We start from the raw sequence: 11,145 nt of genomic DNA, 5'->3' as shown, positions 1-11,145 counted from the left end.
GCGACGGCGCGGGTGTTCGTGCCGTACGAGATCGCGCACCCGGTGTGGATGGTGGGCTTTCTGCTGCTCACGGCCGTCACCTTCTGCCTGTTCGGCTTCCTCATCGGCCTGTGGGCCGACAGCTTTCAAAAGCTGCAGGTCATCCCGTTGCTGGTCATCACGCCGCTGACCTTTCTGGGTGGTGCGTTTTACAGTATCAACATGCTGCCGCCGCTGTGGCAGAAGGTGTCGCTGTTCAACCCGGTGGTCTACCTCATCAGCGGCCTGCGCTGGGCGTTTTACGGCCACGCCGACGTGCGCATCGGCGTGAGTGTGGCGATGACGCTGTGCTTCATGGCGGCCTGCCTGGCGGTGGTGTGGTGGGTGTTCAAGACCGGGCACCGCATCCGGCGCTGAGCCCGCAGGCTGTCTGCTACACCAGCCTGCGGATCGGCTTCTTGCGCCACACACCGCGGTAATACGCGGTTTGCAGGAGCAGCATGGCGGCAAAATTGATCGGGTACGCCATCCACACGCCGTTCAAACCGATGCGGTGGCTGAGCAGCCAGGCCGCCGGAATCTCCACGCACAGGATGCATGCAATGGCGATGCCGGTGGGCACCAGCACCAAACCGCTGGCGCGCATCACCCCTGACAGCACCGCCGCCATGCCAAACACGACCATGCTCCACAGCATGATGTGCAAGAGCGTCTGCGCCACCTCGATCACCGGCGCGCTGGTGATGAACACCCCCATCAGCGGGCGCGAAAACAGATAACCCAGCAACACCAGCGAGCCCGTCAGCACCAGATTCATCAGCAAGCCTGTGCGCGCAATCGCACCCAGCGCGGCCGCGCGCCCGGCGCCAATCGCCTGCGCGCCCAGGATGGAGGCGGTGATCGCAATCGAGATGGCCGGAAACTGCACATACGCCACCACCTGGTTCACCGCGCCATAGGCTGCCGTGGCGGCCGACCCATAGCCGTTGACCAGCGACAGCAGCACCAGCGACGAGATCGACACCACGATCATCTGCACCCCCGTGGGCATGCCGATGCGCAGCACCCCGCGCAGCAGCGCCAGGTCGATGCGCAAATGGCGTGCCAGGGCGCGCGTCGGCGCCAGCGGGCTGCCCAGGCGGCGCAGGCGCCAGCCCATCCACAGCGTGGCCACCGTGAACGACACCACCGTGGCCGCGGCCGCACTGGCCACGCCCATCTGCGGCAGGCCGCCCCAGCCGCGGATCAGCGCCGGCGTCAGCACCAGCCCCACGGCCGTCGAGATGCCCAGCGTGTAGAGCGGCGTGACCGTGTCGCCGACGCCGCGCAGCATGGCCGTCGAGAGCAGGAACACGAACAGTCCCGGCATGGCGATCAGCACAATGCGCGCGTAACGCGTGGCGTCGGGCAGGATGTCGGCCGGCGTGCCCAGCAGCGCCAGCATGGGCTGGGTGAACACGCCGCCAAACAGCGCCACCAGCAGCCCGAACGCGACCCCCACACTGAGGGTGGTGCCGGTGATGGCCTGGGCCTTGTCCACATGGCGTGCGCCCCAGGCCTGGCCGATCAGCACCGAGGCGCCGGCCCCCAGGCCGATGGTGAAGGCGATGAAGAAAAACAGCACCGGAAAAAAGCTGGACACCGCCGCCAGCGCCTGCACGCCCAGCATCTGCCCCAGGTAGACGTTGTTCAGCGTGCCCGACAGCGACTGCAGGATATTGCTGAGCAGCATGGGCGCCAAGAAGGCGGCAAAGGTCTTCCACAGCGGTGCCGCCGCCACGGCCTGCACTGCGTTATCAGCGCGCTGCATCGCCACCCCAGGAAGCGGCGGCCAGGGCCTGCAGGTAGGCGCCAATGTCCTCGGGCCACGCCGCCGCCAGCGCGGCAAAGCGCGCCTGGTCGCCCGCAAACAGCGCACGCGCGGCCTCTTCAAAACCCTCCAGGTTGCTGGCGATGGCGCTCATGAAACGGTAGGCAGCCTCGCGCGCTTCGCGCACGGTGTCCTGCCCCTGGTGGATGCGCCGCGCCTCCTCCACCAGCTTGCGCAGCGCCACCGAGGCGCCGCCGGGCTGGCGGTTAAGCCAGTCCCAGTGGCGCGGTAGCAGCGTTATCTCGCGCGCCACCACGCCCAACTTTGGCCGACCGACGCTGCGCGGGGCCTCGTCGCCGATTGCCGCGCCGGTGGGGGTCGGTGGGGGTGCACAAGGCACTTCTTCACGCAGATCGATGTCGATCAGCGCGCCGCTCAGGTCGTCGAAAAGCAGAACGCCCGAAGGGTCTGCGCGCTGGCGCAGCTGCGCCAGCACCTCGGCCTTCGCCCCGCGGGCGATACGCTCAAAGCCAGCGAAAGCAGTGACGGTGGTCAAGGGGGTGGGGATGGTGTGGTCTGGCATGTGGGGTTCTGGGTTCTGGCGATACGGGCAGCCTGATCGCCTGGCTGCGATGCAATGCACAAAGCCGGCATCGCCCGCTGAATTTCGGACACGCAGGCCGGTTCGAGCCGTTGCACCGCTGCCGCGCACAACGCACTGGCGGTCACGGCGGCCTCTTCCATCAGCCTTCGGCCGGCGGGCCGGATGAGAGCATAGCGATGGCCATCACCGCCCAAGCAGGCATCGCGTGCAGCCAGACCGATTTTTTCAAACTGAAGCAGTTTCCGGGTCAGGGCCGAGAGCGTCATGCCGAGCGCTTGCGCCAAATCGGCCATGGCGAGGCGGCCTCCAGGAGCATTCCCCAATCGGTGGAGCAACACGAAATCGCCAAAGCCCAGGCCGTGAAAGACGCCAAGGTCCTCGTCCATCTTCAGGCTGAGACGCGCGTGGGCGTGGCTGAGCGAGAGGCAAAACTCAAGGGCATCGAAAGCATGAAGGCTCATGATGGCGCTCCGTTGTAGCCGTCCTCGCCATGGCAGCGGTATTCCTCGCGCCACAGGGCGAGCAGGTGCTGCAATTCGGCGGCATAGTCGAAAAGCGGGTCATCCCGTTCCTTGATCCGGTCGATCACTTCAAAGCTGAATTGCGCCGCGCCAAACTCGATCCAGTCTTTTTGCAGCGGTTTGTTGCGATGCGATCGCAGGTTCAACTCGAAGCGATGGCGGTTCATCAGCCCTTCAAGATGGAGGCTACCGTCCACGTAAACGCGGCCGTTGACCTGGTTCCTGAGGATGAAAACGCCAGCGGGCGGCCGCGCTTCCTTGTACTGGCGGACCAGCATGCGGCGTGTTTCCGAGGACTTGCGCCGGGTATCGCCACGCTCAGGAGGAGGCAAAGGGGCAGGATGTGAATCAGGAGAGGTCATCCGATTTATTTTACCCGGGTTAAATTAAAATTGCAAATTACCCGGGTAAAAATACTCCAAACCTCTGCCCGCCCGGGCTTCCTGTTTGCACCATCCCAAGCAAAAATAGCCTCTATCGCTTATGCAGCAAGCGTTAGCAGCTATTCATTTTGAAAAGGCCGTTCTGCCTCAAAACCGTTGCATCTGGCCGGTCACGCGCTGCCACGGGTCGAGCTGCTGCGCCATGGCGGTGATCCGGCGGGTGCGCGCTCCATCGGGCACACAAGGCCATGGGCGCAAACGCCACGACATGCAGCGACTGCGCCGGCGCGATGGCCACGGTGCGGCTGGCACAGACGAACTTATCCCCGGCCACCGAGACGATGCGACGGCCGTCTTCCTTGAAAAATGCGCTGGTTTTCGCAAAAAAACAGATTGGCCAAGGCACCCACGGCCTGCAACCGGGGCAGCGCCTGGACGGCATAGCGGTCCAGCCACCGAACGCCTGATCGGCGCCCGCCAGGCCCAGGCCGTCCGAAACGCAGCCGCTACCAACATGGATGGAGGCCACTGCATTCCGTGCCTCGGGTGCGCTGCCAACACAGGCCCAGGGGCGACTTTGGCGCCGCCTTTCCCTTGTTCGCAATCCGTTGCGCGCACTCCACGGCTGCGCACAGGGCATGGGTGCAGGCACCCATGCCCTGGTTTCTCAGGGCCGCTGCATCTGGCAGCTGTGCGGCTGCTGCGCCTTGGCGGCGGGGATCTGGCGCACCACGCGAAAGCCGTAGCCCGAGCCTTCCACGTCGAACTTCACGCCGGGCTCGCCCTTCTTGTCCATCACGCCCACCGCCAGGCCCTGCTGGAATTGGTGGTCGGCCGCGCGCATGCTGCCGCCTTGCCCGGCCAGCTGCACATTCGCCGTCTCCATCTGACGGGCGACGGCCAGCACGTCGGTGCTGCCCGCGCGTTCGATGGACTGCGCGAGCGCCTCGACCATGAGCTGCATGCGCATGTGCACGTAGTCGTCCTGGGGCTTGGGAAAGCGCTCGCGAAACGACTGGTAGAAGGCCTCGCTTTGCAGGCTTTGCACATTGGGCAGCCAGTCGGCCACGGCCACGACCTTGCCCACGCCGGCGTCGCCAATGGCGGCCGGCGCCCCGAGCGCGTTGCCGTAGAAGGTGTAGAAGCTGCCGTCAAAACCGACCTCGCGCGCGGCCTTGACCAGCAGCGTCAGGTCGTTGCCCCAATTGCCCGTGACCACGGCCTGTGCACCGCTGGCCTTGATCTTGACGGCGTAGGGTGCGAAGTCCTTCACGCGGCCCACGGGGTGCAGCTCGTCGCCCACCACGGCCACGTCGGGACGCTGCGCGCTCAGCTGGCGCTTGGCCTCGCGCAGCACGGCCTGGCCGAAGCTGTAGTCCTGGCCGATCAGGTACACACTCTTGAGTGCCTTGTCCGCACGCACCACTTCCATGAGCGCGGCCATGCGCATGTCGGCATGGGCGTCGAAGCGGAAATGCCAGAAGCTGCACTTTTCGTTGGTGAGGATCGGGTCGACCGCCGAATAGTTGAGGAACAGCACGCGCTTGCCCGGGTCGCGCTCGTTGTGCTTGTTGATCGCGTCGAGCAGCGCCGCGGCCGTGGCCGAGGAGTTGCCCTGCATCACGATGCGGGCGCCGTCGTCGATGGCCGCGCGCAGGGCCGAGAGGGCCTCTTCGTTCTGGCCCTTGCTGTCGTAGCGCTGCAGCACCAGTGGCCGCGCGCCGCCGGCCGCTGCCGGCAGGGCCACGCCGCCACGCGCATTGACGCGGTCCACGGCCCAGAAGATGTTGCGGAACACCGCCTCGCCGGTGTTGGCGAAGGGGCCCGAGAGGCTTTCGATCAGCGCCACCTTGATGGGCGCGGCGGACGGGGCGACCACGGCCGAAGCGCCCGGCGTGGGCGCCTGCGCAAAGCTGGCCGAGAGGGCGGCAAGCGCCAATAGAGCCGCTGCGCCGGTTTTCAAGGCGGCGGGCTTGAATTTATTCATGGGAGTTTTTCCTTGAAATCAATGGCGGTGCACGCACTTGCCTAGCATGCGGCAACCACACCGGGAGCCGCGCAGTGTATAGGAGTAACCCTGATGATCTTCGCCCCCGTGGTGCGCCGCGCCGCCTATGCCACCCGCCTCCCGATGTCCGACCTGGCGCTGCAGCGTTTCCTGCGCGCCGCACTGGCCCGCCCCGCCGCCGCGCCTGGCTGCAGCGCTGCGCAAGACGAGAAAGCCATCACCTTGCAGCTCGATGTGCCCGGCCTGGCGCGCGAGCAACTGGACATCACGATCGACGGCGCCGTGGTGCGCGTGCGCAGCGTGGACGGTGCGCCGCGCCAGGTGCAGCGCGCCTGGGAATTGCCCGAAGCCATCGACGCCGCCGCGAGCGGCGCCAAGCTCGAGCATGGCGTGCTGACGCTCACGCTGGCCAAGTTGGCGCCGGTGAACCGTGCCACGCACTTGACCATCCAGTGACGGCACTGCGTTCGGCAAAGCTCCTGTTTCCGTAGCTTCATGCGCCCGGCCCTATTGGGCTTCGAGCGTTTTTCATTGGAATTTCTGCGCGCGGGCACAGCGGCCGCGGGGGTTGCGGTTTCGCCAGGGCGCGCGCATGATCGGCACGCGTCCAAAGCCCGCGTGGACACCGTCTTCCTTTCCTGCGGGCTCCAGGAGCGGACCATGGAACACCCCCCGGCCTCCACGCCCGGACAATTCAAGGCAGCCACCCGTGACGCCTGGGAAAGCGCCGCGCAGGGGTGGGACGCCCAGACCCCGCACATCCACCGCTGGCTCGCCGATGTCACCGACGTCATGCTCGCCGCGGCCCAGGTGCAGCCTGGCGCACGCGTGCTCGACGTGGCCGCCGGCGCCGGCGACCAGACGCTGGCCATCGCCCGCCGCGTGGAGCCCGGTGGCCAGGTGCTGGCGACGGACATTTCGCCCGCCATCCTGGCCCTGGCCGAGCGCCAGGCCGTGAACGCCGGCCTGGGCCAGGTGCAAACCAAGGTCGCCGACGCCGAGCACCTGGACCTCGCCGGCGCAGACTTCGACGCCGCGATCTGCCGCCTCGGGCTTATGTTCTGCCCCGACCCGCTCGCGGCGCTGCGCGAAATGCACGCGGCGCTCAAACCGGGAGGCCACGCCTGCACCCTGGTGTTCGCCCCGCCGCAGGACAACCCCTGCATGGCCCTCGTCGCCGCCACAGCGCTGCGCCATTCCGGGAAGCCGCCACGCGACCCGTACCAGCCGGGCACGCTGTTCAGCCTGGGCAAGCCAGGCCTGATCGACGCGCTGTTTGCGCAGGCAGGCTTCACCGGCGTGCGCACTACTGCGGTGCCAGCGGTGTTTCGCTTGCCGTCCAGCGCGGCCTTTCTCGACTTCATCCGCACGTCGGCCGCACCCATCCGGCAACTGCTGGCCCCGCTGGACGCGGACGCCCGTGCAGCGGCCTGGCATGACATGCAGACGCAGCTCGACGTGTTCCAGGGCGCCAACGGCTGGGAGGGGCCGAACACGCTGCTGTTGACCGTGGGGCGTCGCGCGCCGGATTGAGGCCCGGCCTCGACCTCAGACCGCGGCGGCGCTCCCCGGCGCAATCGCATCGAGCGGCCAGCGCGGCTTGACGTCAAACGCATAGTCGCGGTTGGCCTGCTGCTGCCCCGACTGCAGGCGCATGGCGGCGGCCAGGGCGATCATGGCGCCGTTGTCGGTGCACAGGTGCAGCTCGGGGTAGTGCACGCGCACGCCGAGCCGGGCGCAGGCGGCGTCGAGCTGCGTGCGCAGCAGGCGGTTGGCCCCCACGCCGCCGGCCACGACGATGCGCCGCAGGCCGGTCTCCTTCAACGCTGCCAGCGACTTCTTGACCAGCACCTCGACGATGGCGGCCTGCGTGCTGGCGGCCAGGTCGGCCTTGCGCGCCTCCAGGTCGTCGCCCAGCTTCTTGGCCTGCGTCATCACGGCCGTCTTCAGGCCGGCAAACGAGAAGTCGAGGTTGCCGCTGTGCAGCAGCGGGCGCGGCAGCTTGAACGCCGCCGGATCGCCCTGCTCGGCCAGCCGCGACAGCGCCGGGCCGCCCGGGTAGCCCAGGCCCATGAGCTTGGCCGACTTGTCGAACGCCTCGCCCGCGGCGTCGTCGATGGTCTCGCCCAGGATGGCATAGCGGCCCACGCCGTCCACGCGCATCAGCTGCGTGTGGCCGCCCGAGACCAGCAGCGCCACAAAAGGGAACTCGGGCGGGTCGGCGCTCAAGAACGGCGACAGCAGATGGCCCTCGAGGTGGTGCACGCCCAGCACGGGCCTGTCCAGCGCCGCGCCCAGGGCGCACGCCACGCCCGCGCCGACCAGCAGCGCGCCGGCCAGGCCGGGCCCGCGCGTGTAGGCCACCACGTCCACCTCGGAAAGCGCCCGGCCCGACTCGGCCAGCACCGCTTCGGTCAGCGGCAGCACACGGCGGATGTGGTCGCGGCTGGCCAGTTCGGGCACCACACCGCCGTAGGCCTGGTGCATCTCAATCTGGCTGTGCAGCGCATGCGCCAGCAACGTGGGCACGCGCGCCCCGGCATGCGCCTGCACGAGCGCCACGCCGGTTTCGTCACACGAGGATTCGATGCCTAGCACCAGGAAATTTGTCTGCACGATGGAGGTCCTTCAAGGGGCGCCAGTGTAGGGCGAGCCCCAAGTGGCCGTCCACGCCATGGGACAATCCCGCACATGAATCCGGAACAGTACGTCCAGCAAAAAGCCGCCGCCTCGGGCAGCAGCTTCTATTACGCCTTCCTGTTCCTGCCCCGCCCCCGGCGCGCGGCGATCACGGCTTTTTATGCGTTTTGCCGCGAGATCGATGATGTTGTCGATGAAGTCAGCGACTCAGGCGTCGCGCGCACCAAGCTCGCCTGGTGGCAGGGCGAGGTGGCGCAGTCCTTCAAGGGCCAGCCCACGCACCCCGTGATGCAGGCGCTGATGCCGCACGCCAGCACCTACCAGATCGAGCAACGCCACCTGCAGGCCGTGATCGAGGGCTGCGTCATGGACCTGGACCAGACGCGCTACCTCGACTACGCGGGCCTGCAGCGCTACTGCCACCTGGTGGCCGGCGTGGTGGGCGAGGTGGCGGCGCAGATCTTCGGCCAGACCGATCCGGGCACCACCGCGTACGCGCACCGCCTGGGCCAGGCGCTGCAGCTCACCAACATCCTGCGCGACGTGGGCGAGGACGCCCTGCGCGGGCGCATCTATTTGCCCGTCAACGAGCTGCAGCAGTTCGATGTGAAGGCGCACGAGATCCTCAAGCGCGAATACTCCGAGCGCTTCACCGCGCTGATGCGCTTCCAGGCCGAACGCGCGCACCGCCTCTACGGCGAGGCGCTGGCGCTCCTGCCGGCCGCCGACCGGCGCGCGCAAAAACCCGGCCTGATGATGGCCAGCATCTACCGCACGCTGCTCACCGAGATCGAGCGCGACAACTTCCAGGTGCTGCACCAGCGCGTGAGCCTGACGCCGCTGCGCAAGTTCTGGCTGGCCTGGAAGATGCAGGCGCTCGGGCGGATGTGAGCCATGCACATTGCCATCATCGGCGCCGGCTGGGCCGGCATGGCGGCGGCCATCGCCGCCGTCGAGGCCGGCCACCACGCCACGGTTTTTGAAGCCGCCCGCAGCGTCGGCGGGCGCGCCCGGGCCGTTCTGGCCTCGGACGTGGACGGCGCCCCGCTGCGGCTCGACAACGGCCAGCACATCCTGATCGGCGCCTACGCCGAGTCGCTGCGCCTGATGCGCCAGGTCGGCGTGGACCCCGACGCCGCGCTGCTGCGCCTGCCGCTGGCGCTGCGCTTTGCCGACGGCAGCGGCCTGCAGTGGCCCGAGCTGCCGCCGCCCTGGGACGCCGTGGTCGGCATCGCGCGTGCGCGCGGCTGGCACTGGCGCGACCGGCTGGCGCTGCTGCGCACGGCCCACGCCTGGCAGCGCGCGCGCTTTGCCTGCGCGCCGCAGCTGTCGGTGGCCGCGCTGTGCACGGCCTTGCCGCCCCGGCTGGTGGCCGAATTCATCGACCCGCTGTGCGTGGCCGCGCTGAACACGCCGGCGGACCAGGCCAGCGGCCAGGTCTTCTTGCGCGTGCTGCAAGACAGCCTGTTTGGCGGGCGCGGCGGCTCCTACCTGCTGCTGCCGCGCGTGGACCTGGGCGAAGTGTTTCCCGAAGCCGCGGCGCGCTGGCTGCGCGCCCAGGGCGCCATCGTGCGCACCGGCCTGCGCGTGCAGGCGGTGCTGGCCGCGCCGCAGGGCGGCTGGAGCGTGGACGGCACCCTGTTCGACGCAGTGGTGCTGGCGGCACCGAGCACCGAGGCCGCGCGCCTCGTCTCACACTGCGCGCAGACGGCGCCGTTTTCGATGGCGGTGCCGATGTGCGACTGGGCCGCCTGCGCGCAGGCGCTGCGCTTTGAGACCATCACCACGGTCTATGCGCAGGGCCCGGTGCGCCCCGATGGCCTGCTGCTGGCCGCGCCCATGCTGGCCCTGCGCAGCCACGCCGACCACCCGGCGCAATTCGTCTTCGACCGTGGCCAGCTCGGCGGCCCGGCCGGCCTGCTGGCCTTCGTCGTCAGCACCAGCCAGGGCGAGCGTGCGCAACTGGAGCAGCAGGTGCTACGGCAGGCACGGGCCGAACTGGGCCTGGCCGATCTGCGCGCCGTGCAGACCGTGGTCGAAAAGCGCGCCACGTTTGCCTGCACCCCGGGCCTGCAGCGCCCCGCCGCGCAGATCGCACCGGGCCTGTGGGCCTGTGGCGACTACATTGCCGGACCTTACCCCGCGACGCTGGAAGGCGCGGCGCGCAGCGGCACCGAGGCGGGACGGAGCGTGGGCGGCAACGCCAGCGCGTGACGCGCCCACCCGGCGCGCAGCGCCGTGCGCGGCACCTTTTCCGCGCCACTGGACAGGCGGCGCTGCCGCCTTGCCCACCCCCGCTGCCCATCGGCCGCCATGGACGCCGTCCAGCACCAAATGCCGGATGAAAGGCCCCGTACACCGATTTTTGTCGTGTTTATGTTAAGGTTGTTGCGTTTTTGACACTTTCAGGCCACCTGCTTTTGCGTGGCCTTTGCGGCGCTGCAGCGCCGTCGCCGTGCGCACACCGTGCGCCACCTTTCCATGCCAGGCGGCGTGTATCGGTTGCCAATGTTCCCTGAACGCTGCGCCTCCACCGATCCCGCCCTGCCGTGGCGCCAGGAAGCTGGCGCCGACTGCCCTTCGGGCCTGGCCCTCGCGGCTGTGGACTCGCCCCTGCGGCGATCGCGGCCACCCATGTCCTTCGTTCGGCTGCCGCCTCGCGACAGGGACTGCGGCCGTCTTGGCGGCCGCTTCAACCACAGGAGAACCCCACCCATGAAACAACGCATCGCCATCCTCGGCGCCGGCCCCAGCGGCCTGGCGCAACTGCGCGCTTTTGAGGCGGCCGGCAAGGCCGGGGAAGAGCTGCCCGACATCGTTTGCTATGAAAAACAAAGCGACCTGGGCGGCATGTGGAACTACACCTGGCGCACCGGACTGGATGCGCACGGCGAGCCGGTGCACGGCAGCATGTACCGCTACCTGTGGTCCAACGGCCCCAAGGAGTGCCTGGAGTTTGCCGACTACAGCTTTGAGCAGCATTTCGGCAAGCCCATTGCCTCGTACCCGCCGCGCGCCGTGCTGCGCGACTACATCATGGGCCGGATCGAGAAAAGCGACCTGCGCCGCTGCATCCGCTTCAACATGGCGGTGCAATGGGTGTCGTACAGCGAAGAAACCGGCAAATTCTCGGTGACCGTGCGCGACATGAAGGCCGACGCGCTGTCGACCGAGGAATTCGATTACGTGGTGGTGGCGAC

The 11,145-nt window shown here is 68.3% G+C and carries 12 protein-coding genes and 1 pseudogene; 7 read left to right on the top strand and 6 right to left on the bottom strand.

Annotated features, from left to right (window positions below; genetic code table 11):
- On the top strand, positions 1-396 hold a 396-nt coding region (locus B2J89_RS18380; protein ID WP_169170397.1), incomplete at its 5' end, for an ABC transporter permease.
- A 16-nt stretch (positions 397-412) separates the two neighbouring features.
- On the opposite strand, the gene B2J89_RS18375 is transcribed toward B2J89_RS18380, so the two are convergent.
- From B2J89_RS18375 to B2J89_RS18360, 4 genes are read right to left on the bottom strand one after another with little or no spacing between them, the layout of a single operon-like run.
- Positions 413-1,789 carry an MATE family efflux transporter gene (locus tag B2J89_RS18375; protein WP_205763887.1) on the bottom strand — a complete coding sequence of 459 codons (1,377 nt, stop codon included), beginning with the start codon at positions 1,787-1,789 and terminating at the stop codon, positions 413-415.
- Positions 1,776-2,372, bottom strand: coding sequence for a DUF2239 family protein (locus B2J89_RS18370; RefSeq protein WP_169170396.1), 597 nt, complete (start codon positions 2,370-2,372; stop codon positions 1,776-1,778). The genes B2J89_RS18375 and B2J89_RS18370 overlap by 14 nt, the downstream gene beginning before the upstream one ends.
- A complete protein-coding gene (locus B2J89_RS18365) occupies positions 2,342-2,854 on the bottom strand; it encodes a MarR family winged helix-turn-helix transcriptional regulator (protein ID WP_205763886.1) in 513 nt (170 codons plus the stop codon). The genes B2J89_RS18370 and B2J89_RS18365 overlap by 31 nt, the downstream gene beginning before the upstream one ends.
- Entirely contained in the window at positions 2,851-3,192 is a 342-nt protein-coding gene (locus B2J89_RS18360; protein WP_169170395.1) for a GIY-YIG nuclease family protein, read from the bottom strand. The genes B2J89_RS18365 and B2J89_RS18360 overlap by 4 nt, the downstream gene beginning before the upstream one ends.
- A 353-nt stretch (positions 3,193-3,545) precedes the next feature.
- Between B2J89_RS18360 and B2J89_RS18355 the strand changes: the two genes are divergently transcribed.
- On the top strand, positions 3,546-3,764 hold the full coding sequence (locus B2J89_RS18355) for a hypothetical protein (protein WP_169170394.1): 219 nt from the start codon (positions 3,546-3,548) through the stop codon (positions 3,762-3,764).
- A 200-nt stretch (positions 3,765-3,964) separates the two neighbouring features.
- On the opposite strand, the gene B2J89_RS18350 is transcribed toward B2J89_RS18355, so the two are convergent.
- Complete coding sequence (locus B2J89_RS18350; protein ID WP_169170393.1) at positions 3,965-5,284, bottom strand: branched-chain amino acid ABC transporter substrate-binding protein; 1,320 nt, start codon at positions 5,282-5,284, stop codon at positions 3,965-3,967.
- Positions 5,285-5,377: 93 nt separating this feature from the next.
- On the opposite strand from B2J89_RS18350, the gene B2J89_RS18345 reads away from it, so the two are divergent.
- Together B2J89_RS18345 and B2J89_RS18340 are read left to right on the top strand one after the other, a co-directional pair.
- The gene (locus B2J89_RS18345; RefSeq protein WP_169170392.1) at positions 5,378-5,761 is read left to right on the top strand and encodes an Hsp20/alpha crystallin family protein; all 384 of its coding nucleotides are present in this window, start codon (positions 5,378-5,380) and stop codon (positions 5,759-5,761) included.
- Positions 5,762-5,965: 204 nt separating this feature from the next.
- Positions 5,966-6,838: a class I SAM-dependent methyltransferase gene (locus B2J89_RS18340; RefSeq protein WP_169170391.1), complete on the top strand. Its 873-nt coding sequence runs from the start codon at positions 5,966-5,968 to the stop codon at positions 6,836-6,838.
- A gap of 15 nt (positions 6,839-6,853) precedes the next feature.
- On the opposite strand, the gene tsaD is transcribed toward B2J89_RS18340, so the two are convergent.
- Entirely contained in the window at positions 6,854-7,921 is a 1,068-nt protein-coding gene (gene tsaD, locus B2J89_RS18335; RefSeq protein ID WP_169170390.1) for a tRNA (adenosine(37)-N6)-threonylcarbamoyltransferase complex transferase subunit TsaD, read from the bottom strand.
- 75 nt (positions 7,922-7,996) lie between these two features.
- Here tsaD and hpnD point away from each other — a divergent pair, with 75 nt between their 5' ends.
- The 3 genes and pseudogenes from hpnD to B2J89_RS18320 form a co-directional block, all read left to right on the top strand.
- Positions 7,997-8,836, top strand: a complete 840-nt coding sequence (gene hpnD, locus B2J89_RS18330; protein WP_169170389.1) for a presqualene diphosphate synthase HpnD — start codon at positions 7,997-7,999, stop codon at positions 8,834-8,836.
- Between the two features lie 3 nt (positions 8,837-8,839).
- Positions 8,840-10,159 carry a hydroxysqualene dehydroxylase HpnE gene (hpnE, locus tag B2J89_RS18325; protein WP_169170388.1) on the top strand — a complete coding sequence of 440 codons (1,320 nt, stop codon included), beginning with the start codon at positions 8,840-8,842 and terminating at the stop codon, positions 10,157-10,159.
- A gap of 501 nt (positions 10,160-10,660) precedes the next feature.
- Positions 10,661-11,145: pseudogene (locus B2J89_RS18320) on the top strand (NAD(P)/FAD-dependent oxidoreductase); the annotation flags it as partial.

The organism is Acidovorax sp. SRB_24 (assembly GCF_012931925.1).
Note: the sequence above shows the minus strand (reverse complement) of the source record. Positions and strands in the feature narration are given on the sequence as shown.